Source organism: Paenibacillus sp. FSL R10-2199 (assembly GCF_038000235.1).
GTDB classification, from domain to species: domain Bacteria; phylum Bacillota; class Bacilli; order Paenibacillales; family Paenibacillaceae; genus Paenibacillus_AQ; species Paenibacillus_AQ phytohabitans.
The window spans coordinates 669,741-693,614 of the sequence record NZ_JBBOBO010000002.1 but is presented as its reverse complement, the minus strand read 5'-3'; the positions used below and the strand labels follow the sequence as shown (position 1 = coordinate 693,614).

19 protein-coding genes are annotated in these 23,874 nt (G+C 53.6%); 17 read left to right on the top strand and 2 right to left on the bottom strand.

Annotation, left to right across the window (positions count from 1 at the left end):
- Window positions 1–111: 111 nt before the first annotated feature.
- Window positions 112–1,152: an acyltransferase family protein gene (locus tag NYE33_RS30970; protein WP_076242606.1), complete on the bottom strand. Its 1,041-nt coding sequence runs from the start codon at window positions 1,150–1,152 to the stop codon at window positions 112–114.
- A 201-nt stretch (window positions 1,153–1,353) separates the two neighbouring features.
- Here NYE33_RS30970 and NYE33_RS30965 point away from each other — a divergent pair, with 201 nt between their 5' ends.
- The 4 genes from NYE33_RS30965 to mgrA all read left to right on the top strand — a co-directional run bounded on the left by NYE33_RS30965 (window position 1,354) and on the right by mgrA (window position 4,803).
- Window positions 1,354–2,103, top strand: a complete 750-nt coding sequence (locus NYE33_RS30965) for an alpha/beta hydrolase (RefSeq protein ID WP_047013676.1) — start codon at window positions 1,354–1,356, stop codon at window positions 2,101–2,103.
- 49 nt (window positions 2,104–2,152) lie between these two features.
- A complete protein-coding gene (locus NYE33_RS30960; RefSeq protein WP_076242607.1) occupies window positions 2,153–2,923 on the top strand; it encodes an HAD family hydrolase in 771 nt (256 codons plus the stop codon).
- A 36-nt stretch (window positions 2,924–2,959) separates the two neighbouring features.
- Window positions 2,960–3,700: an NAD-dependent protein deacylase gene (locus NYE33_RS30955; protein ID WP_076242608.1), complete on the top strand. Its 741-nt coding sequence runs from the start codon at window positions 2,960–2,962 to the stop codon at window positions 3,698–3,700.
- A gap of 98 nt (window positions 3,701–3,798) precedes the next feature.
- Complete coding sequence (gene mgrA, locus NYE33_RS30950) at window positions 3,799–4,803, top strand: L-glyceraldehyde 3-phosphate reductase (protein WP_341069146.1); 1,005 nt, start codon at window positions 3,799–3,801, stop codon at window positions 4,801–4,803.
- Between the two features lie 100 nt (window positions 4,804–4,903).
- On the opposite strand, the gene NYE33_RS30945 is transcribed toward mgrA, so the two are convergent.
- The gene (locus tag NYE33_RS30945; RefSeq protein ID WP_341069143.1) at window positions 4,904–5,806 is read right to left on the bottom strand and encodes an AraC family transcriptional regulator; all 903 of its coding nucleotides are present in this window, start codon (window positions 5,804–5,806) and stop codon (window positions 4,904–4,906) included.
- A 196-nt stretch (window positions 5,807–6,002) separates the two neighbouring features.
- On the opposite strand from NYE33_RS30945, the gene NYE33_RS30940 reads away from it, so the two are divergent.
- From NYE33_RS30940 to NYE33_RS30880, 13 genes are all read left to right on the top strand, one after another.
- Complete coding sequence (locus tag NYE33_RS30940) at window positions 6,003–7,181, top strand: galactokinase (protein WP_171718864.1); 1,179 nt, start codon at window positions 6,003–6,005, stop codon at window positions 7,179–7,181.
- 1 nt (window position 7,182) lies between these two features.
- Window positions 7,183–8,169 (top strand): UDP-glucose 4-epimerase GalE, encoded by a 987-nt coding sequence (gene galE / locus NYE33_RS30935; protein ID WP_042135011.1) that lies wholly within the window; start codon window positions 7,183–7,185, stop codon window positions 8,167–8,169.
- 332 nt (window positions 8,170–8,501) lie between these two features.
- Entirely contained in the window at window positions 8,502–10,085 is a 1,584-nt protein-coding gene (locus tag NYE33_RS30930) for a UDP-glucose--hexose-1-phosphate uridylyltransferase (RefSeq protein WP_341069140.1), read from the top strand.
- 749 nt (window positions 10,086–10,834) lie between these two features.
- Window positions 10,835–11,998, top strand: a complete 1,164-nt coding sequence (locus NYE33_RS30925) for an iron-containing alcohol dehydrogenase (RefSeq protein ID WP_042135017.1) — start codon at window positions 10,835–10,837, stop codon at window positions 11,996–11,998.
- Window positions 11,999–12,263: 265 nt separating this feature from the next.
- On the top strand, window positions 12,264–12,800 hold the full coding sequence (locus NYE33_RS30920; RefSeq protein ID WP_042135018.1) for a hypothetical protein: 537 nt from the start codon (window positions 12,264–12,266) through the stop codon (window positions 12,798–12,800).
- On the top strand, window positions 12,800–14,374 hold the full coding sequence (locus NYE33_RS30915; protein ID WP_042135020.1) for a flotillin family protein: 1,575 nt from the start codon (window positions 12,800–12,802) through the stop codon (window positions 14,372–14,374). The genes NYE33_RS30920 and NYE33_RS30915 overlap by 1 nt, the downstream gene beginning before the upstream one ends.
- A gap of 89 nt (window positions 14,375–14,463) precedes the next feature.
- Complete coding sequence (locus NYE33_RS30910; protein WP_042234087.1) at window positions 14,464–15,171, top strand: ABC transporter ATP-binding protein; 708 nt, start codon at window positions 14,464–14,466, stop codon at window positions 15,169–15,171.
- A complete protein-coding gene (locus NYE33_RS30905) occupies window positions 15,155–16,783 on the top strand; it encodes a hypothetical protein (RefSeq protein ID WP_341069137.1) in 1,629 nt (542 codons plus the stop codon). Before NYE33_RS30910 ends, NYE33_RS30905 begins: the two co-directional genes overlap by 17 nt.
- A gap of 141 nt (window positions 16,784–16,924) precedes the next feature.
- A complete protein-coding gene (glcT, locus tag NYE33_RS30900; protein WP_076242614.1) occupies window positions 16,925–17,803 on the top strand; it encodes a glucose PTS transporter transcription antiterminator GlcT in 879 nt (292 codons plus the stop codon).
- 241 nt (window positions 17,804–18,044) lie between these two features.
- Window positions 18,045–20,102 carry a glucose-specific PTS transporter subunit IIBC gene (gene ptsG / locus NYE33_RS30895; protein WP_341069135.1) on the top strand — a complete coding sequence of 686 codons (2,058 nt, stop codon included), beginning with the start codon at window positions 18,045–18,047 and terminating at the stop codon, window positions 20,100–20,102.
- Between the two features lie 98 nt (window positions 20,103–20,200).
- A complete protein-coding gene (locus NYE33_RS30890) occupies window positions 20,201–20,476 on the top strand; it encodes an HPr family phosphocarrier protein (RefSeq protein WP_039309348.1) in 276 nt (91 codons plus the stop codon).
- Window positions 20,469–22,181: a phosphoenolpyruvate--protein phosphotransferase gene (gene ptsP / locus NYE33_RS30885; protein ID WP_042135030.1), complete on the top strand. Its 1,713-nt coding sequence runs from the start codon at window positions 20,469–20,471 to the stop codon at window positions 22,179–22,181. The genes NYE33_RS30890 and ptsP overlap by 8 nt, the downstream gene beginning before the upstream one ends.
- A gap of 180 nt (window positions 22,182–22,361) precedes the next feature.
- Window positions 22,362–23,603, top strand: coding sequence for an MFS transporter (locus NYE33_RS30880; protein WP_336103834.1), 1,242 nt, complete (start codon window positions 22,362–22,364; stop codon window positions 23,601–23,603).
- The last annotated feature ends 271 nt before the right edge of the window (window positions 23,604–23,874 follow it).

Genomic DNA, 23,874 nt, shown 5'->3' with positions numbered 1-23,874 from the left:
CCCATGGAAACGGCTACACTGTCCTCCACAGGAATTCATACACAAAAAGCCTATCCGCGGCGGGACAGGCTTCTACATATTAATAAGGGAAGAGGTTTCTGTGAATAATTACTAAAGTGAACGCCGGATTGCGGCGCGCTGGAGCGAGATCATCCAGTCCACAGACGGCTCAACCAGCGGGTTCAGCATACGTCTGACAGCGGGCTGGGCCAGCAGCACCGTGCAGGATACTGCGCCTGCAATCAGAAGAGCGGCTCCGGCAGCATTTCCGATATAGGCATACAGGCCGGAAACGGCAGCCGCCCGGACAATGAATCCGTGAAGCAGGAAGACGTAGAGGGTGCGGCGTCCCAAGTCTGTCATGCGGCTTAACCCGTAAGGGACCAGGCCCAGAAACGCCAGGGAAGCGGCAAATTGCAGACCATACACAGCGAGCCGGAACACCCCCGCATACCATTCATGGGCACCGAGCTGCATATAGGTCATACTGCCGAACAGCCAGCCCATCGGGAGACCGCGTCCCGCTACGCCCATCACTATAAGCAGCAGGAGGGAAGCGGCAGCGGCAGCGGTTTTGACATATTGCTGATACAGCTTAACGAAAGCTCCGAATGAGAAATGAAATCCGATGACGAAAAAGGGAAGATAGACAAAGGTGCGGCTGATGCTGAACCAGATTCCATCCAACTGCAGATAACCTACAGCCACACCTGCGGCGATGGCGAAGGCAAACTGGGCGCTCTTGCTCCAGCGGCTCATCCCCAGCATGAGCAGACGCCAGAAGGCGTGGCTGGCCAGGAACCACAGCAGCAGGTAAGGAGCGAAGAAGGAATGCTGTATGTTATTTACATGGAATAAGGAAATGTCGAGTGCGGAGTAGAGGCTCTGAAAAATAATATATTGCAGTCCGATCTGCAGCAGCACCTTACGGCCGGCCGCGCCATTTAAGCTTTTACGGGCAAAGTAACCGGTCACAAGCACAAACAGCGGCATATGAAAGCTGAAGATCCATTGGTACAGGGTGTGGAGTCCGCTCATTTCAAGAATCAGGGGTTCGATCGCATTGGCCACAAAGACAGTTACAATAAGCATGAAGCGCAAATTAAGAAAAAACGTTTCTCCACGCGTGTCGAGCGAGCTTTCCCGGGTCATGACGTTACCTCCAATAAATGCGGTTTGCGCGATGCTTAATACTTTAATTTTAAAATACATGATTTCCGGTAAATAAATTGTGAAATACATCACAATGGTAAGCGCTCTCATGGCCGCCAGATGTGGCGAAGTGTTGAAGGTTGTTTGATTTCATTGATTACACTATAATTTTCTGTATGCAGTATCCGGGAGTGAATTCTATTGAGAAAAAGCAGTACCAAACGTAATGTGCTTATAGGAATTGTATTGATTCTGCTGGTGGCAGGGGTGTTTATATGGAAGTACCTGACTCCGTATCAGCCTGCTGAAAGAGCCGAATCCGCACTTGTCTCTGCCGGGGGAGTTACAGTAGAGCAGAATGACAACTGGATCTCGTTCGAGCCATCGGTTGCACTCGGCACCGCCGTGATCTTTTATCCCGGCGCACTGGTCGAGGCGGAAGCTTATGCTCCGCTTGCCAGGAAAATCGCAGCAGCCGGCCACCCGTTCTATATCGCGAGAATGCCGCTCAATCTGGCCGTGATCAAGGGGAATGCTGCCGAAGAGATCATCCGCGTGCATCCGAAGCAGTCCTTTGTGCTTGGCGGACACTCGCTTGGCGGGGTAATGGCTTCGCGCTTCGCTGCAGATCATGCCGACCAGCTGGAAGGCGTTTTTTTTCTGGCTTCCTACCCGGATGAGAAAGGCAGTCTGAAGGATACCACGCTGTCCGTATTGTCGGTACTGGGTACGGAGGACAAGGTGGTTGATCAGGAGAGCTATAACGAAGGCCGGGCTTATCTTCCGGGCAACACTGTATACACGCCGGTCAACGGCGGCAATCATGCCCAGTTCGGCAGCTACGGCCCCCAGAAGGGTGACGGCATAGCCACCATCACAGAGGAAGAGCAGCAGACACGCACTGCGCGGGCCTTGCTGGATTGGATAGGGAATCTGCGTCAGAGCAAGTGAGCACCGAATGACGGAAGTAACTCCGCCTGGGAGAGGAGTGTCAGTCTGAATGCCTGAATTGCATATTAATGAGATATCCGTTCCGTGCAGGGGCATCTTGTTCGACAAGGATGGAACGCTGCTGGATCTGCTTGCCACCTGGGGAAGCTGGGCTGATCTGATTCTGGAGGGGCTGGGCAGCCAGCTGGCATTCATCGGCGGCCTGCCGCGAGCCGGGCCGGAGCTTGCTTCTGTGCTGGGTACGGTTCATGATGCCAACGGCAAGGTGACCGGCTATGATCCCGCCGGGCCGCTCTCCATGGCGACCGCCGAAGAAACGACCGGGATTCTGGCCTGGCAGCTGTATGCTGCCGGCGTTCCCTGGAATGAAGCGGTAACGCGGGTGAATGCGATCTCCAAGGAAGCTATGAACGAGCTGCGCCGGCGGAGGGGGGCGGTGGCAATGCCGGGGCTGCCGGATTTCCTGGAGCAGTGTGCGGCCGCTTCGCTGAAACTCGGTGTAGTGACCTCAGACAATATGGCCACTACCCGTGAGCAGCTGGAGTGGCTTGGGATATCCGGTTATTTTCATTCTGTCGTCACCAGAGACAGAGTGAAGCACGGCAAGCCTGCACCGGAGATGGCCGAGACGGCCTGCCGGGAGCTGGGCCTGCTGCCCGGGGAGACGGTCATTATCGGTGACAGTAATGCGGATATGCAGCTTGGTAAGGGAGCCGGACTGCGTCTTGCTGTGGGTCTGTCTCCAGACGGGGCCGCAGCCCACCTGCTGGATGCGGATATTGTTGTTTCCGGCTATCCGCAGCTCCGGTTAACATTCTGATTTTATTTCTGTACAGAGAGGAAACGTGTGGACTCTATGGATCAATTGCAGCTACTGGCTTCCTGGATCAAAGACAGCGGGAATATTGTTTTTTTCGGCGGCGCCGGAACCTCAACGGAGAGCGGCATACCGGATTTCCGTTCGGCGGCCGGTCTTTACCAGACTCAGCACAACTCTCCTTATCCGCCTGAAGTCATGCTGAGCCGCAGCTTTTTCATGTCCTCGCCGGACATTTTTTTTGATTTCTACCGCAGCAAGATGATTCATCCGGAGGCGAAGCCGAACGGGGCACATAAGCTGCTGGCTGACCTTGAAGCGAAAGGCAAGCTGAAGGCGGTCATAACACAGAATATCGATGGTCTCCACCAACTGGCGGGAAGCCGCAGGGTGCTGGAGCTGCACGGCTCAATTCACCGCAATCACTGCATGGACTGCAATACCTATTACGGTCTGGAGCAGATTCTGGAGCAGACGGCTGCTGTACCGCTGTGCCCGGAGTGCGGCGGCATCATTAAGCCGGATGTGGTGCTCTATGAGGAAGCGCTTGATCATGATGTACTGGTCGACGCAGTGGCGGCGATTGCGGCAGCAGATCTGCTGCTGATTGGCGGCACCTCGCTCACCGTCCAACCGGCGGCAAGTCTGATCACCTACTTCCGGGGAAGGCATACGGTGTTGCTCAACGGTGATCCGACACCGTACGACCATCAGGCAGATCTGATCATTACGGACCGGATCGGCGATGTGATGGGCAGAATACAAGGGCTGCTCGGATGAGGATTTCAAGCTTTTTCCCGTGAGAAGATTACAAAGTCTGTCCGGAGTTTAAATTAGGGTAATGCAATAACTGATGAACCGAGAGGCAGGGATAAGCAATGGTATATGTGGCTAACGATGAACGGTATGAAGTCATGCGTTACAACCGCACTGGCAGGTCAGGCCTCAAGCTTCCGGCTATTTCACTGGGCCTCTGGCATAATTTCGGCGGTATCGATACCTATGAGAATGGCCGTGAGATGATCACCCGCTCTTTCGATCTCGGAATTACCCATTTCGATCTGGCTAACAACTATGGTCCTCCGGCAGGCTCGGCAGAGGAAATGTTCGGCAAGGTTCTCGCCCGGGATCTGGCTCCGTACCGTGACGAGCTGGTAATCTCCACCAAGGCGGGATATTACATGTGGCCCGGCCCTTACGGAGACTGGGGTTCACGCAAATATATACTATCCAGCCTGGACCAGAGCCTGAAACGGCTGGGACTGGACTATGTGGATATTTTCTATTCCCACCGTCCGGACCCGGAAACACCAATGGAAGAAACGATGGGAGCACTGGATCATGCCGTGCGTTCAGGCAAAGCGCTCTACATCGGCCTGTCCAACTACACGGCTGAGCAGACGGAGCAGGCAATTGGCATCCTGAAGAAGCTCGGAACACCGCTTCTGATTCATCAGCCGCGGTATTCCATGCTCGACCGCTGGATCGAAGGCGGGCTGCAGGATGTGCTGGAGGAGCATGGCGTCGGCAGTATCGCCTTTACCCCGCTGGCTCAGGGCCTGCTGACCAGCAAATACCTGAACGGCATTCCCGGCGATTCCCGGGCTGCCGGGCCATCCGCCTTCCTGAACGAGAGCCGGATTACGCCGGAGGTGCTGCGCAAGATTCACGCGCTCAACCAGATGGCGGTAGCGCGCGGCCAGAGCCTGGCCCAGTTCGCGCTCCTCTGGACGCTGCGCGGAGGCAAGGTGACCTCGGCGCTGATTGGCGCCAGCCGGGTAAGCCAGATCGAGGAGAATATTGCCGCTCTGGCGTATGGTGATTTCTCGCAGGAAGAGCTGGAACGGATTGAGACGATCCTTGGAACAGAGGATGAAGCCTGAGTAATCTATAGAATTGACAAGCAACAGCCCGCTTCCGGAACAGGAAACGGGCTGTTGGCTTAAGCGGAGTTCTGGTAGAACGCCGGATGTTCTCCTGAGCCTATTTCTCCCCGGGATTGGCAGTTGCCTGCCGGTAAGTGCTGGGAGACTGGGCACAAAAGCGTTTGAACTGCCGGGAGAAGTACAGGGCATCGGTCAGGCCGACGGAGGCTGCGACCTGCTCTACTGACAGCTCAGGGCGTTCGCGCAGCAGCTGGCGGGACTTCTCAATGCGCAGCTTCAGCAGATAGGTCACCGGCGAGAGGCCGGTCTCCTGCTTGAAGATGCGCGACAGATAAGCGCGGTTATAGCCCAGGCTGCCGCACATCTGTTCAATGGAGACCGGATGGGCATATTGGGAAGCCATATAGTTGATCATTTGCTTCACCGTGCGTTTGACCTGCGATTCTGCCCCGGGCAACCGTGACGAGGAGATCAGCAGACCGGATGCTTCGCCGATGATCAGGTAAAGATAGCCGAGCGAGGTCAGATGCGCGCTCTCCTTGCCCGCATAGAAGGCGGACATCATCCCGGCGAGTGCGCCCGGGATCACACTGCCTTCAGCCGAGGTCAGGACTGGCTTCTCCGGGGAGAAGCCGGCCTGCAAGGCGAGCTGCTCCGCGTCCGCTCCGGTGAAGGCGGCCCAGCGGTACCGCCAGGGCTGCTGCTGATCGGAGATGTAGCTGACCAGCTGGGCCGGGTGGATCAGGAAGCAGTCTCCCGTTCCCAGTTCATATTTACGCTGCTCGGTCCGGAAGACACCGGAGCCGGCCTCAATGTAGTGAAGCAGATAATAATCGTAGATCTTGGGGCCGGCCTGATGCAGCGGAAGCGTCTGGCTCTCCCCGGCGAACAGCACATGCAGAAGCTGCTGATCGAAATACACGGGATTTGATCCTACGGAATAGGTATGTTCCAACGGCCATCCGCCTTTCTTGAATATAACGCTATCATAGCTTAGCATGAGGGGAAGCGCAGAAATGAATCTTTATCTCCAGTATATCCTCCCGGCGGTTGGAAGTCACATTTGTCCATGTATTGCACACATGATTGCATTATCAGGGCAAGTCTGATTTTATTATAATGTAAGCATGAAGGAAGCAAGTTTAAAAGCAAGCTGAAAGCCCAAGCACAAGCAGCGAAAGGATGGAGTGGCAATAATGAGCGTACAGGAACTTAACAGTAAATTTATCGAGAAATACGGGGAGAGCAGCGAAGAGGCGCGGGTATTCTATGCACCAGGCCGTGTGAATCTCATCGGAGAGCATCTGGACTACAACGGCGGTTATGTGTTCCCGGCAGCACTGGACTTCGGAACTACCCTTATCGTACGTCCGCGTTCGGACGGTAAGGTTCAATTCGCATCAACGAATTTCCCTTATGAAGCCTCTATCGACTACAGCGAAATCGGCAAAGCCAAAACCGGCGAGTGGGTTGACTATCCGGTGGGTGTTATGGTCGAGCTGGCCAAGAAGGATCTTCCGGTATCCGGAGGGTATGACCTATTGTTCCACGGAGAGATTCCGAACGGCTCAGGCTTGTCCTCTTCCGCTTCCATCGAGGTAGTAACAGGTTATGCCTTCCTGACGCTGCTTGGCGGAGACACGGATACTGTAGAGATCGCCCTGCTGTCCCAGCGTGCGGAGAACCAGTATGTGGGTGTAAACTCCGGCATCATGGACCAGTTCGCTGTCGCCAACGGCAAACGCGATCAGGCCATCCTGTTGATGTGTGACACACTGGAGTACAGCCTGGTACCTTTTGTGACCGGCTCTTATAAGCTGGTTATCGGCAATACGAACAAGAAGCGCGGCCTTGTGGACTCCAAGTACAATGAGCGCCGCAGCCAATGCGAGGAGGCTCTGGCTATTTTGAAGCAAGAGGTGCCAACTCTGTCTTACCTGGCCGAGCTTAAACCTGAACAATTCGAGCTTCATCAGCATAAAATTACCGACGAAACCGTCAGACGCCGCGCCCGCCATGTGGTGGAAGAGAACCAGCGTGTGCTCGATTCGGTTGAAGTGCTCAAGAACAATGACCTGAAGCAATTCGGACTCTATATGAACGACTCCCATGTCTCCCTGCGTGACTTGTATGAAGTCAGCTGCGAAGAGCTGGACATCATGGTTGAAGAAGCACAGCGTATTCCGGGAACACTCGGCTCGCGTATGACAGGTGCCGGATTCGGCGGATGTACAGTATCTCTGGTGCATGAGGATGATGTGCAGCGGTTCATTGCCGAAGTCGGCGAAGCTTACAAGAAGAGATCCGGTCTGACGGGCGAGTTCTATGTATGCACGATCGGCAACGGCGTTGAAGAACTGAAAGGAGTGAAGTAAGATGGCGATTCTGGTAACGGGCGGAGCAGGATATATCGGTTCCCACACAGTGGCGGAGCTGCTGGACCGGGGCGAAGAGGTTGTAGTTATCGACAATCTGCTGACAGGGCACCGCGAGGCGCTGCTGGGCGGCAAGCTGTATGAGGGAGACCTGCGCGACAAGGCACTGCTGGCCAAGCTTTTCTCCGAGAACAAGATTGAAGCGGTAATCCATTTCGCAGCGAGTTCCCTGGTGGGCGAGAGCATGAAGGATCCGGTAAAATATTACGACAACAACGTGTATGGTACACAGTGTCTTCTCGAAGCGATGCAGCATGCCGGAGTGGACAAAATCGTCTTCTCCTCCACAGCCGCAACCTACGGCGAACCGGAAAAGGTGCCGATTGAAGAAACGGACCGCACTGAACCTGCGAATGTGTACGGGGAGACCAAGCTGACCATGGAACGCATGATGGCCTGGTTCGACAAGGTACTCGGCATCAAATACGTAGCGCTGCGCTACTTCAATGCTGCAGGTGCACATGCCAGCGGCAAAATCGGCGAAGACCACCGTCCGGAGAGCCACCTGATTCCGCTGGTGCTCCAGGCTGCACTTAAGCAGCGGGAGAACATCGCGGTCTTCGGCGAAGACTACCCGACAGAAGACGGAACCTGCGTACGCGACTATATCCATGTCAGCGATCTGGCGGATGCGCATGTCCGTGCGGTAACCTACCTGCGCAGCGGCAGTGCAAGCAATATCTTCAACCTGGGCAACGGCCTGGGCTTCTCCGTCAAGCAGGTGATTGAAACTGCGAAGAAGGTCACCGGCCTGGACATTCCGGTTGTAATCCAGGAGCGCCGCGCCGGTGATCCGGCGGTACTTGTCGCTTCTTCGGCCAAAGCCCGGACGATCCTGGGCTGGGACCCGCAGCATGCCGATCTGGAAGGCATCATTCAAAGCGCCTGGAACTGGCACTCCGCGAATCCGGAAGGGTATGGCGGCTAAGCCTGCCAATGTACTTTGTTGTGAATAGTACGGAAGCCTGGCTTGAAGAATAAGCAATCCTAAGATGAACAAAAGAAAAATAAAAAGCCAGAAGGATAGAAGGGGGATTTTGGAACTGTAGGAGCGTTAGCGACCGCCTGAAAGCTTTCCGCAGGAAAGCTCGCTTCGGAAGCATCAGCAGTCACCGGATTTCTACCGCAATCAGCGGGTCAATCAAGAAATCTGGGGACAACAGCGGCCGGAGGTCCAAATATTCACCGTAGTGACGTCTATGGCTTAAGTTAATATCTTAAGTTCAGCTATACAGGTTGCAGCAAATAAGGAGAATTGAAATGCAGAACGATAATATTACGGCTGCAGCCTCTGAGAAGGCATTGTATGCGATTGAGCAGCTGGTCCTGTTCGCGCAGCACAAGGGGCTGATTCAGCCGGCTGACGTTGATTACAGCCGCAATGAGCTGCTGGACCAGTTCGGCTTCAGTGAGCCGTATGCCGGTGAATTCACTGAAGGTCCGCTTGAGAGTCCGCAGGCCCCGCTGGATCAATTGATCGACTACGGGTTTGAGTCCGGGCTGATTCCGGAGAATACGGACACATACCGCGATCTGCTGGACGCCAAGATCATGGGCCTTCTGATGGCCCGGCCGTCTGAGGTAAATGCGGAGTTTGCCGCGATCCAGGCGGAGCAGGGCATTCAGGCGGCCACTGACCGCTTTTATAAGCTGAGCATTGATTCCAACTATATCCGTATGGACCGGGTGGCCAAGAACGTATATTGGCTTCAGGAATCGACTTACGGGGATATCGAGATGACGATCAATCTCTCCAAACCGGAGAAAAGCCCGAAGGAAATCGCCATGGCCCGGCTGCTCCCGCCGCCGGTCTATCCGAAATGCCAGCTCTGCCGCGAGAATGTCGGCTATGCCGGACGGGTCAATCATCCGCCGCGCCAGAACCTGCGCGTGATTCCGCTTGCAATGAATAATGAGAAGTGGTTCTTCCAGTACTCGCCGTATGTGTACTATAACGAGCATTGTATCGTGTTCCACCATGATCATGTACCGATGAAGCTGACGAAGGATACGCTGAAGCGTCTGCTTAGCTTTGTTGAATCCTTCCCGCATTATTTCATCGGCTCGAATGCCGATCTGCCGATTGTCGGCGGCTCGATTCTGACCCATGATCACTTCCAGGGCGGACGCCACACCTTCCCCATCCAGAAGGCGCCCAAAGAGGATAGCTTCACCCATGCTGCATATCCAGGCGTTAGCCTAAGCATTGTGAAATGGCCGATGTCTGTGCTGCGGATGCACGGGGCAGATCCTGCCGTGCTGCTGGAAGCCGGCAACAGTATCTATGAGGCCTGGAAGACTTACAGCGATCCGGCAGCTGATGTCCTGGCCTTCAGTGAAGAAGCCGGGGAGAGCGTGCCGCATAACACGGTTACACCTATCGTCCGCCGGGCAGAAGACGGCGGCTATGAGATGGATCTGGTGCTGCGCAACAACCGGACCAGCGAAGAATATCCCGAAGGGATTTTCCACCCGCACCGGGAAATGCACCACATCAAGAAGGAGAACATCGGCCTGATCGAGGTTATGGGCCTGGCGATTCTGCCGGGGCGCCTCAAGGAAGAGCTCGATGCTGTCGCTGGCGTTTTGGCCGGAGACACCGCACTGCTGGAAGCAGTCCAGAGCCAGGGCGCTGATCATCCGCTCGCGCTGCATGCCTCCTGGATCGCGGAGCTGGCCAGCCGTTTCGGCACCTCCCTGAGCCGCGAGGAAGCGGTGAAGACGGTGCAGAACGAGGTAGGCACCAAGTTCACGCATATTCTGGAGCATGCGGGAGTCTACAAACGCACACCGGAAGGCCAGGCGGCATTCCGCCGGTTCGTGAACAGCAGCGGGTTTAACTAAGACCGCTGTGTCTTGTTAATGAGATGTCCCTGCCGGAGTGTCGGCGGGGGCATTTTTTGTTGCGCGGGAAACTACGATGCAATGATGTGTCCGCCGGAAGTGGACGGCAGGAGGAAATGAGGGGCAGAAGTGCCCCTGATTTCCCTGAAAGTGGGCGACGGGAGGAAATGAGGGGCAGAAGTGCCCCTGATTCCGCTGAAAGTGGGCGATGGGAGGAAATGAGGGGCAGAAGTGCCCCTGATTCCGCTGAAAGTGGGCGATGGGAGGAAATGAGGGGCAGAAGTGCCCCTGATTTCCCTGAAAGTGGGCGACGGGAGGAAATGAGGGGCAGAAGTGCCCCTGATTTCCCTGAAAGTGGGCGACGGGAGGAAATGAGGGGCAGAAGTTCCTCTGATTTCGCTGAAAGCGGGCGGCATGGGGAAATTAAAGGGATAAATTCCTCTGATTTCGCCGAAAGCGGGCGGCATGGGGAAATTAAAGGGATAAATCCCTCTGATTCCGCCGAAAGTGGGCGGCATGAGGAAATTAAAGGGATAAATCCCTCTGATTCCGCCAAAAGTGGGCGGCAAGCGGAAAATAAAGGGATAAATCCCTTTGAATTTGTGCTAGGCAGGCGTTAAGGGAACGCCGTGTCTTTTAAACACGATACCGACCTTTTGCCGCTCCTCTGTAGTCATTTGAATGCGGCAAGCCGGAGGTCTATAATATACAAGTGCGTCACATTCATATACTCATGGAGGTTTACCCATATGCGTAAGTTTGAGTTCTATAACCCTACCAAGCTGATTTTTGGACAAGGGACATTGCAGGCACTCCGCACCGAAGTGCCGAAATACGGCAAGAATGTACTGCTGATGTACGGCGGCGGCAGCATTAAGCGCAGCGGCCTGTACGACAATGTAATTGCTGAGCTGAATGCCATCGGAGCTGTAGTTACGGAATTGGCCGGAGTGGAGCCTAACCCGCGCCTGTCTACCGTACATAAAGGCGTGGATTTATGCCGCGAGAACGGGATCGAACTGATCCTCGCCGTCGGCGGCGGCAGTGTGCTGGATTGTGCCAAGGCTGTAGCTGTCGGTGCGAAATACGATGGGGATATGTGGGACTTCGTGGAGCGCAAAGCGGCGCCTCAGGGAGCTCTTCCGCTGGGGACTGTGCTGACTATGGCGGCTACCGGTTCGGAAATGAACAACGGCTCGGTAATTACGAATGAAGTGACCAAGGAGAAAATGGGCTGGGGCAGCGTGCATGCCTATCCGGCATTCTCGATTCTTGATCCTGAGAACACCTTCTCCCTGCCGCGTGACCAGACGGTCTACGGTATGGTGGACATCATGTCCCATACACTGGAGCATTATTTCCACACAGACGGCAATACGCTAGTACAAGACGGCTTCTGTGAAACCCTGCTTCGTACAGTAATCGAGACTGCACCGAAGCTGATCGAAGATCTGAACAACTATGAACTGCGTGAGACCATCATGTACTGCGGCACCATGGCACTGAACGGGATGGTCAGCATGGGCTTTGCCGGAGACTGGGCTACGCACAATATTGAGCATGCCGTATCCGCCGTTTACGATATTCCGCATGGCGGAGGATTGGCGATTCTGTTCCCGCAATGGATGAAATACAACCTCAGTACGAATCCTGCCCGTTTCCGCCAATTGGCAGTGAACGTATTCGGGATTGATCCGGCTGGCAGAAGCGATGAGGAAGTCGGTCTGGAAGGCATCGAGGCGCTTCGCAGCTTCTGGGATTCCATCGGAGCTCCGAAGACGCTTGGTGATTATGACATAGATGACAGCGAAATCGGCAATATGGCGGACAAGGCTGTCCGTTTCGGCCCGTTTGGCAACTTCCGCAAGCTGCAGCGTGAGGATGTTGTAGAGATTTACAAACTGGCTCTGTAAGCTGCATTTACAAGCAGTTAACCTTGTAAGCCGGTCCTGCAAGGCAGCTGGATAGACATACCGGCAATGGTTAACCATATTTGCTGCACCCAAAGATCAGCCGCTCCCGTTCACCGGGAGCGGCTTTTTAACATGGAAATCCCTTAATGTTCTCTCTCCGGAGATACAATAATGAGATTAATACCCAACTTTGTGAAACCAAGGACATGGTTTCTGCGTTTAAACTAGTATGACAGTCCGGAAGTAAAGACGGGAGGAGACCAATATGCAAACGCTGTATTTGGGCTGTTTGGCGCTGGGCATTATTTTTGCCGTAGTCAGTGTACTTGTAGGCGACCTGATCGGAGGCGCTCTGCACGGGGTTTTTGACTTCGTATCCTTTGATTTCGTCAATCCTGCCATCTTGGCAGGCGGAGTAACAGTGTTCGGCGGAGCGGGGGTGCTGCTTAGCCGCTACAGCGGACTGGAAGATGGCGCAATTCTTGCCTTGTCCCTGCTGATTGCGGCTTTTATGGGAGTGGTGCTGCATCTTGTTGTAGTGAAGCCAATGAGGAACAGCGAAATGTCGAACGGGTTCTCCATGAACGATCTGCCGGGAAGAATCGGTGAGGTTATGGTTCCGGTTCCTGCATCAGGCTATGGTGAGATTATGGTGAAATTCGGTGCAGGCAACAGTCTGCATACCGCAGCCAGCTTCGAACAGCATCCGCTGCCGGCCGGCATTAAAGTTGTGGTGGTAGAGGTCCGGGAGGGCGTAGCCCTTGTGTCAGAATTCGAAGACAGAAGAGGAGTGGATTCTTAATGTTCGGTATTCCTGATTTTTTGTTTATTCCCGCAGTCGTTGTGGCTGTATTATTTGTACTGGGGATTGCATTCTGGGCCCGTTACAAAACGGTAGGACCTGATGAAGGTATGATCGTCACCGGTTCCTTCCTGGGCAGCAATCATATCTCAGATGACGGCTCCGGCCGCAAAATCAAAATCGTCCGCGGCGGCGGTGCATTCATCCTGCCGGTCTTCCAGAAGGCCGAGTTCATGTCACTGCTCTCCCACAAGCTAGACGTGACGACCCCGGAGGTCTACACGGAGCAGGGCGTTCCGGTCATTGCCGATGGAGTGGCGATCATCAAGGTGGGCAGCTCGACCGAGGATGTGGCGACGGCAGCCGAGCAGTTCATGGGCAAGCCGATTGAGGCGCTGAAGAGCGAAGCCCAGGAAGTGCTCGAAGGCCATCTGCGGGCGATTCTCGGCTCGATGACCGTTGAAGAGGTCTACCGCAACCGGGACCGTTTCGCCCAGGAGGTTCAAGGCGTTGCGGCCCGTGATTTGAAGAAAATGGGGCTGCAGATCGTCTCGTTCACCATTAAGGATGTGCGTGACAAGCACGGCTATCTGGAAGCGCTGGGTAAACCCCGGATTGCCGCAGTGAAGCGGGATGCAGAGATTGCCGAAGCCGAAGCAGTGCGTGACGCGCGGATTCAGAAGGCCAATGCCGAAGAGCAGGGGCAGAAGGCAGAACTGCTGCGTGATACCAACATCGCCGAAGCCTCGAAGGAGAACCAGCTGAAAGTAGCGGCGTTCAAACGTGATCAGGATACCGCCAAAGCGGAAGCGGACCAGGCGTACCATATTCAGGAGGCGCGGGCCAAGCAGACGGTGGTTGAAGAGCAGATGAAGGTCGAGCTGGTCCGCAAGGAACGCGAAATTGATCTGCAGACCAAGGAAATCCAGGTTCGCGAGAAGCAGTATGATGCGGAAGTGAAGAAGAAAGCGGAAGCGGACCGTTACGCGGTGGAGCAGGCGGCGGAAGCCGACAAGGCCAAGCGGATGCGTGAAGCCGATGCGCTTCAGTATAGTATTGAGAAGCAGGCTCAGGCTACCTCCGAGCAGAAACGTCTGGAAGGGCAGGCGGTCGCCGATGCCGAGCTGGCCAAAGGTAAAGCGGAAGCGGAAGTTATCCGCCTGCGCGGTCTGGCCGAAGCGGAAGCCAAAGAGAAGCTGGCGGAAGCCTTCCAGAAGTTCGGCGAAGCGGCGGTACTCGATATTATCGTCAAAATGCTGCCGGAGCTGGCCGGAAAGATCGCCGAGCCGCTGGCTTCTATCGATAAGCTGACTGTTGTGGATACCGGCAACGGTGAAGGTGCGGCCCGGGTCAGCAATTATGTGACCCAGCTGATGGCGACAGCCCCCGAGATGCTGAAAAGTGTGTCCGGCATTGATGTTGAGGCTCTGATTAAAGGGCTGACCCAGACTAAGGGCAAGCCGGAGCTGGCGGCAGCTGCCGAGTATACCGGAGCGCCAGTAACCGCCCTCCCAAGCAAACCGAAACCGGCCGTAATACCACCGGCCGCCCCGGTTGAACAACCAGAGGAATAATAGCGTATCACCGAGGTATGGCCGGCAGGTTTAACCGCCTGTCATACCTTTTTTATAGAATTAGGGCAATAGGAAACGGAGGTGCAGGCATGGAGCTCATTTTGGATAATATACGGAAGAGCTTTGACGGTAAGGAAGTGCTGAAGGGAATTGACTTCACCTTCGAGCAAGGCAAGATTTACGGGCTCCTGGGACGCAACGGTGCCGGCAAAACCTCACTGTTCAACTGCCTCAGCGGTGAGATACGCATGGACAGCGGCGGGGCTTTCCTGCGGCGGGAGGAAGTGAGTCTTCCGCTTCGCGAAGAGGAGATCGGCTATGTCTTTTCCCTGCCGATTCTGCCGGATTTCTTAACGGGGTATGAGTTTGTAAAGTTCTACATGGATATCAATAAGGATAAAATTGAACCGGGCAGAAGTATCGAAGAGTATTTTGATATCATCCGTTTTGAGGAGGAGGACCGCCACCGCCTGATCAAAGGCTACTCCCACGGGATGAAGAACAAGATCCAGATGCTCTGCTTCATCATTTCCCGGCCGCCGCTGATTCTGCTGGATGAGCCGCTGACCTCCTTTGATGTAGTGGTCGCGCTGGAGATCAAGAAGCTGCTGCGTGAGATGAAGCAGAAGCATATTATTATTTTCTCCACTCATATTCTGCAGCTGGCTGCCGATCTCTGTGATGAGCTGGTGATTCTGAATAATGGCTCACTCCGTGAGATTCCCGCGGAAACGCTGCGCAGTCCGGAATTCGAAGAGCAGATTATCGCGCTGCTGAAGGATGGAGACCATGATTAGCACGCTGAAGGCGATCATGGAGATTCGCGGGATGTCCGGCGCTAACCGGCTGATATTCTATTTCAGAAAAATCCCCGTTATCGGCAAGCTGTTACCGGCCTCGGCCTATGCTGAGACGGCGCTTAAGCGGACTTTATCGGTAATTGTCTATATCCTCAAAGCCATCTGGGCTTTCTTGTCCAAGTTTGCCTATTTGGGGCTTATGGTCTATTTGCCCGTCAAGCTTGCAGGCAGTGAATTAACCTTAACGCTTTCAGCACAATATCAGCTGTACCTGCAGGTCCTGCTCTGTTTAAGCTTTCTGGTCGCTGCAGTTTCCAGCGCGGTTATTCTAGAGCCCAAACGGGACAAGTATATCTTCGTGAAGCTGATGAGGCTCCCCGCGGAGAGATATATGCGTGTTACGCTGACGCTGCGCGGGATCAGCTTTGCGGTAACATTTATCCCGGCGATGATGGTCTTCGGGAATCTTCTGGGGGCTCCGCTGTGGCAGGGAGGTGTTCTTGCTCTGCTGCTGACCTTCTGGCGTATTGCCTGTGAGGCCCTGCATTTGTGGATTTTTGATAAATACGGCATTGTCGTAGTCAAAAAAACAAGCTGGGTCTGGACCGCCATTGGTGCTGGTTACCTGCTGGCTTTTGTGCCTCTGCTCCCGGGCTTTGCGTTGGTGGACAGTCACATGTTGTTCAGTCTGCCTCTGGTGCTTGGTGTCACTGTGCTGGGAGCCTTATGTGCGGTCTACATCGCCCGTTATCCGGATTACCGCAATGCAGTGGATGCCGTTACCAAAATTGATGATCCGCTGCTGGATATGGGACGCATGATGAAGGAGGCGCGGGTGAAGGATGTCGCAACCCGGGAGCAGCAGTACACGGCGGAGCAACTGAACCCCGGACAATTCGCAGGCAAAAGCGGGTATGCTTATCTTAATGCGATTTTTTTCTCGCGCCACCGGCGGTTACTCATTCATCCGGTGCAGCGGCGTCTGGTAATTATTGGCGCACTCTTCGCAGCTGCTTTGCTGACGCTGCTGTTCTCACAAGCAGCTTTTAACAGAATGGCCCATTATCTGATCAGTGCTTTGCCGACCTTTCTGATCCTTATGAATTACACCTCCATCGGTGAACGTGTCTGCAAGGCTATGTTCTACAACTGTGATCTCAGTCTGCTGCGTTACGGGTTCTACCGTGAACAGTCGGCGATCCTGAGCAACTTCCGGATCCGGCTGCTGCGCATCAGCCTGCTTAATCTGATTCCGGCGGCAGCGATCTGCCTGGGGGTGAATCTGCTGATCCTGCTGTCGGGTGAGAGCTGGGGCGCGGCGGATGCGGTTATCTTTTGCGTGACGATTGTGGCACTGTCCCTGTTCTTCTCGGTGCATCATCTGTTCATGTATTACATCTTCCAGCCGTACAGTACCGAGCTGAATGTGAAGAATCCGTTCTTTACGATTGTGAACAGTATCGTGCTGGCAGCCGGTTTTATAGCCATACAGTTCAAGAGCGAGCCAGGGATTTTTGCTTTTATCGTAGTACTCTCTGCTGTTGTCTATATGCTGGCGGCCCTGATATTGGTCTACAAATTCTCAGGGCGGACGTTTCGGGTGAAATGAGCCTCCCGGCTCTTTGCCGCACACTTCTAATTTGAGATTCTTGATGTTATGATAGTAGCTCAAGGTTAATTTTCACATGCTGATACGTGTATCGTGCTGCCTTAATAGATCGGGTATTCAGAATTAAAAGAGGTGTCGCAAGTGAGCAGCAGCATAACAGTGGCCAAGGTACTGAATAACAACGTTATCATTGCCGAGCATCCCCAGTATGCCGAGGTAGTGGTCATTGGCAAGGGTATCGGCTTCAACCGTAAGACACGGGACCGGATCAACCTCTCTTCTGTGGAAAAAATGTTCATCCTGCGGAGCCAGGAGGAGCAGGAGCAGTATAAGCAGCTTGTGCCCCAGGTGGACGAGAAGCTGATTGAGGTGGTCCAGGAGATTGTCCTGCATATTATGCAGAGCAGCCGGCAGGCACTTAACGAGCATATCCATATCGCGCTCACTGACCATATTTCCTTTGCCATCCGCAGGAGTGAACAGCATATAGCCATACATAATCCTTTTCTGTACGAGACCCGGGAGATCTATCCGGAGGAATACAGGCTGGCCGAATATGCAGTGGACCGGATTAACGAAGCCATGAAGGTTTCACTGCCGCCGGATGAGATCGGATTTGTGGCACTTCACATTGTCAGTGCACTCAGCAACCGGCATATCTCGGAGGTTAAGCAGCATTCGCAGCTGATCGGGGACATGGTGGGACTGGTGGAGGATAACCTCGAATACCGCATTCCGCGTGACTCCCTGGACTATTCACGTCTGGTGACTCATTTGCGTTTTGTGCTGGAGAGGCTGCGCCGGGGGGAGACTGTACGTGAGACTTCCTCCCTTGACGGGCTGATGAAACGTGAATATCCCGAGATGTATATGCTTGCCTGGAAGCTGACCAAGGTTATCGAACAGCGCGTGCATATCCCGGTATATCCTGCCGAGGTGAGTTATCTGACGATTCATCTGCAGCGTCTTGCCCAGAAGAAGGAAGATGAATCCGGTATGGAACAGCAGGACAGCATTTAGCCTGTTAATTAATGCTTGCAACTTCAAATTATCAGTGCTACAATGATCCCTGTTATTAACAAAACAGAATACAAACGTGTAACTGATACGATCAGGCATGAGTGATTTACAGTATTATGGTTGTCTTGCCCCAACTCGGGGTACTCTAACGTTAGCGTTAGACGACAATCTGTGTGCTGTATTGCTCATGCCTTTTTTGGCTTCTGTTTTGAATGAAATTTAGGATTAGGAAGTGACCTCAATGTTCAAAAAGTTATTCGGCGTTTTGCAGAGAGTTGGTAAAGCGCTTATGCTGCCCGTTGCCATTCTGCCTGCAGCAGGGCTACTGCTCGGGATCGGGAACATGCTCGTTAATCCGGATTTCCTGCAGTATGTGCCGGCACTGGAAAATCATGTAGTTCAAGCTATTGCTACCGTATTGATGAACTCGGGGCAAATTGTATTTGATAATCTCTCCTTGCTGTTCGCAGTCGGCGTAGCCATCGGGCTGGCCGGAGGTGAAGGTGTAGCGGGTCTGGCAGCTATCATCGGATTCCTGGTTATGAACGTAACCATGGGTACGGTTGTTGGCGTCAACGCCTACGTCCTGACCTGGAAAGATTTCGCCTACTCCAGCGTGCTGGGGATTCCTACGTTGCAGACAGGGGTGTTCGGTGGTATCCTGGTGGGGATATTGGCCGCATCCATGTACAAAAGGTTCTTCCGTATAGAGCTGCCGTCTTATCTCGGCTTCTTCGCGGGTAAACGTTTCGTACCGATCATGACTGCGGTAACTTCCCTGATTCTCGGTCTTGCGCTCACACTGGTATGGCCGCCGATCCAGCACGGCCTGAACTATGTATCGCAGAGTATGATCAACACCAACCTGACGCTGTCGGCCTTTATCTTCGGGGTCATCGAGCGTTCCCTGATTCCTTTCGGCCTGCACCATATCTTCTATTCGCCGTTCTGGTATGAATTCGGAAGTTATGTGGACAAGGCAGGAGATCTGGTCCGCGGTGACCAGCGGATCTTCATGCAGCAGCTTCGTGACGGTGTGGATTTCACAGCCGGTACATTTACCACTGGTAAATATCCGTTCATGATGTTCGGACTTCCGGCAGCCGCCCTTGCGATCTATCATGAGTCCAAACCTGAGAACAGACGGGTTGTCGGAAGCTTGATGATTTCCGCAGCGCTGACTTCGTTCCTGACAGGTATTACCGAGCCGCTGGAATTCTCATTCCTGTTCGTGGCTCCGCTGCTGTTCGCTGTACATGCGGTATTTGCAGGTCTTTCCTTCATGACCATGCACATCCTTAATGTCAAAATCGGTATGACCTTCTCCGGCGGTTTCATCGACTATGTGCTGTTCGGCGTCATTCCGAACCGTACAGCCTGGTGGCTGGTTATTCCGGTAGGTCTGGTGCTCGCGGTGATTTACTACTTTGGATTCCGCTTCGTGATCCGCAAGTTCAACCTCAAGACTCCGGGCCGCGAAGATGCATCTGACGACGAGGAAGAAATAAGCACAGAGAGTGTATCGAAGTCGGGCGACGATCTGCCGCGCAACATTCTGTCCGCTCTGGGCGGCAAAGAGAATATTACGCATCTGGATGCCTGCATCACCCGTCTTCGTGTTGAAGTCAAGGATAAAGCGGGCGTTGATAAGAACCGGCTGAAGAAGCTGGGTGCTTCTGGAGTTCTGGAAGTGGGTAACAACGTACAGGCGATCTTCGGAACCCGTTCGGACACCATCAAATCGCAGATTCAGGATGTCATGAACGGAAGAACACCGGCTGCTGTTCCTGTAGCGCCGAAGCCGGAGCTTGAGAAGCAGGCCGGCGAGCAGGGTGAGGCTATTATCCCTGAGGATATCGTATCCCCTGTAAACGGCGAGCTGATGGATATTACACTGGTTCCTGATGCGGTCTTCTCGCAAAAAATGACCGGTGACGGCTTCGCCTTCCTGTCCGATGACGGCAAGATTGCCTCGCCGGTATACGGCAAGGTGTTCAATGTCTTCCCGAGCAAGCATGCAATCGGCATTATGTCCGACGGCGGCAAGGAAGTACTCGTGCATATCGGTGTCAATACCGTTAAGCTTAAAGGCCAGGGCTTCACGGTTCTTGTAGAAGAAGGCGATCTGGTAGCTGCCGGACAGCCGATTATGGAAGTGGATCTGGAGTATGTGAAGGCCAATGCACCTTCCGTCATTTCTCCGGTCATCTTCTCCAACCTGCCTGAAGGCTCTTCTGTCACCCTGAAGAAACCGGGCAAAGTATCCATCGGTGATAAGGATATCATCACCATTCAGTAAAATGTGCAAAGGCGAAGCGCTTCCATTATAATTAAAGGGAGCGCGGCCTTCACCATAAGCAACTATCCTAATTAATAGAAAGCGAGTTGGATATTATTATGCAAACAACTTTCAGAATCATTGACGAAGATGGAATTCACGCACGCCCGGCAACAGCGCTGGTAAATACAGCTACAAAATTCAAAGGCACTGAGGCTTTTGCGGAAGCCAAAGGTAAAAAAGTAACCCTTAAATCCATCTTGGGCGTTCTGTCCCTTGGCCTTGAAGCAGGAGATACCCTGACCCTTATTACTGAAGGCAGTGAAGAAGCTGAAGCCCTCAGCGCACTGCAGGAGATCATGGTTAAAGAAGGGCTGGGAGAAGTTCATGAGTAAAATTTCAGGAATCGCGGCTTCCGCAGGTATTGCAGTAGCCCGTGCCTTTATCCTGGAACATCCGGACTATACCATTACCAAAACAGCGGTCACTGATGTGGACGCTGAGCTTGCGAAGCTGACTGACGCCCTGGACAAATCCAGAGGCGAACTGCAGAGCATCAAAGAGCGGACACTGGCAGAGCTCGGCGAGAAGAAAGCAGAGATCTTCGAATCCCATCTGCTGATTCTTGATGATCCCGAGCTGATCACGCCTGTAATGGATAAAATCCGCGAGGAATCGGTTAATGCGGACTATGCCTTGAATGAAGTAGCTAATCAATTCGTGGAAATGTTCCAGAACATGAAGAGCGCGTACCTTCAGGAGCGCGCAGCCGATATGCGTGACGTAACCAAACGCGTACTGAACCATCTGCTTGGCATTCACTATGTGAGCCCGGCTGAAATCAGTGAAGAGGTTATCGTTATTGCACTCGATCTGACGCCTTCGGATACAGCACAGCTTAACCGTAATTTCGTAAAGGGCTTCACGACCAATATCGGCGGACGTACTTCCCACTCCGCAATTATGGCCCGTTCCCTGGAAATTCCGGCTGTTGTAGGAACTAAGAACGTATTGTCTCTCGTCAAAGCCGGCGATCTGATTATTGTCGACGGTCTGAACGGGGACGTGCTAATCAACCCTACGGAAGCGGAAGTCGCTGAATATACCGCCAAGCAGGAAGCTTACAATCTGCAGATTGCCGAGTGGAAGAAGCTCCGCGACGAACCAACCGTGTCGGCTGACGGCAAGCATGTAGAGCTGGCTGCCAATATCGGTACACCGAATGATGTAACGGGTGTAATCGAGAATGGCGGCGAGGGCGTAGGCTTGTACCGTACAGAGTTCCTGTATATGGGCCGCGACAAGCTGCCTTCCGAAGAGATTCAATACAATGCCTACCGCAGCGTGCTTGAGAACATGCAAGGCAAGCCGGTAGTTGTGCGCACGCTGGATATCGGCGGCGACAAGGAGCTGCCTTATCTGGATCTGCCGAAGGAAATGAATCCGTTCCTAGGTTTCCGTGCCATCCGTCTGTGTCTGGACCGTCAGGATATCTTCCGCACCCAGCTGCGTGCCCTGCTCAGAGCCAGTGCCCACGGCGATCTGCGTATTATGTTCCCGATGATCGCGACTCTTGGCGAATTCCGTGCAGCCCGTGATCTGCTGCTGGAAGAGAAGGCCAAGCTGCGTGAAGAAGGCAAGGAAGTATCCGATAACATCCAGCTGGGCATCATGGTTGAGATTCCTTCGACAGCTGTACTGGCTGACCAGTTCGCCAAAGAAGTAGATTTCTTCAGTATCGGTACCAATGACCTTATTCAATATACAATGGCTGCGGACCGTATGAATGAGCGGGTATCCTACCTGTATCAGCCATATAACCCGGCGATTCTGCGTCTGGTCAAAATCGTCATTGATGCAGCACACGCCGAAGGCAAATGGACCGGCATGTGCGGTGAAATGGCCGGCGACGCTACAGCGATTCCGCTGCTGCTCGGCCTTGGCCTGGATGAATTCAGCATGAGTGCAACCTCCATCCTTCCGGCACGCAGCCAGATTGCCAAGCTGTCTGCTGCTGACATGAAGGAAATGGCTGCCCAGGCGCTGCAGCTCGGCACTGCCGAGGAAGTAGCCGCACTTGTGCAAAGCCGTGTGAATTAATTCGTTTTTGGTTTTCTGTTTGAGGCAATTCCACTTTTCCAACTACTTTAGCCGGTCTCCGTTACAGGAGGCCGGTTTTTTTTGAATTGTGAGCATGCATCCACTTCAGCAAGAACGGAACCGCCCTTTCCGGCAGCATTATATATAATGAGTCCATTACTTCCGAAGGGTGGAACCATTTTGCAGAAGTTCAGTGCCTCGCAGCTGTATATGTTCATGGTTTTTATGATGTCTTTAGCGGGCAGCACCATATTTACAACCTACAGCATTTATTATGTTACTGAGCTAGGGTTAAATCCGTTTCAGCTGGTGCTGGTCGGGACGGTACTGGAGATAACGGTGCTTATATTCGAAGGAATTACCGGGGTGGTTGCCGATACATACAGCCGCAGACTGTCGGTTATTATTGGAATGTTTGTGCTGGGAAGTGCATTTGTGCTGGAAGGGAGCATTATCTGGATCATGCAACCTGCTTCCTTTCTGCCCGCATTTGGGTGGCTGGTAGTCTCCCAGATGCTGTTTGGAATCGGCTGGACGTTCGTCAGCGGTGCAGACACAGCCTGGATTGTAGACGAGCTGGATGAGGAGCAGACGGGGGCGATTTTTATGCGTTCCAAAGTATTTGCGCTAAGTGCATCTCTACTGGGCATTGCTGTCAGTGTAGGATTATCACTGCTTGCGCCTAATATGCCGTTTCTGGCAGGAGGAGCTGTCTATTTCATACTTGGGCTGGTATTGATCCGTTATATGAAGGAAACGGGCTTTATCCGGCGTGAGCGGGAGCCGCACACCTCACCAATCCGTGAACTGGGCAAGACCTGGGTAAGCGGCGTATCCGTACTCAGACATCACCCGCTGCTTCTGCTGCTGACTGTTGTAACATTATTTAACGGGGCTGCGTCTGAAGGGTATGACCGCCTGTGGCAAATCCACCTGATCGATGAAATCGGCTTCCCGGATGCCTCCGTGTCAATGGCGGTATGGTTCGGCCTGATCAGTGCAGCGGCTACAATGTTGGGGATGCTGGCCGTGCGTTTTGCCGGGAAAAGAATGGACCTGCTCCTGGAACGAAAGGTCTCTGCCGCTTTGTTCATACTGACCTGTATCCGCATGGGCTGCATCCTGCTGCTTGCGCTTGCGCCGAATTTCTCGGCCGCGATCTTTGCGGTGCTTCTCCTGGGGGCGGCCGGCTCCGTGAGCGATCCTATCTACACTACCTGGCTGAACTCGAAGCTTCCAAGCCGGAACCGGGCCACAGTCCTGTCGATGATTAGCCAATCGGATGCACTCGGCCAGTCCGCAGGCGGTCCGGTTGTTGGTTATATAGGCAGCCGTTTCTCGATCAGGGCCTCCATTCTGGCTGCCGGCTTCCTGCTGCTTCCAATTCTGGCGCTGTTCGGAAAGGTCATGCGTAAGCGCTAAAGGAAGCAAAACAACATTTAACAGTTGTTATTTGGCAGCAGGACAAGTATACTTCCGGGTAGATTCGCAGCGGTCACCTCATGAGCTTAAATACCCGGGACTTCATGCCGATATAGGATATAGCAAGCAGATGCAATTCTACCCCGTAACCCAAACCTGTGAACATAATGTTACATATTATAAGATGAACCGTGAGTAAGAATTCTCAGCAATACCCGCTTGCAGAGCTGTGCAAGTATTAGATTGGTGATATGTGGAAATAGCTTGGTTG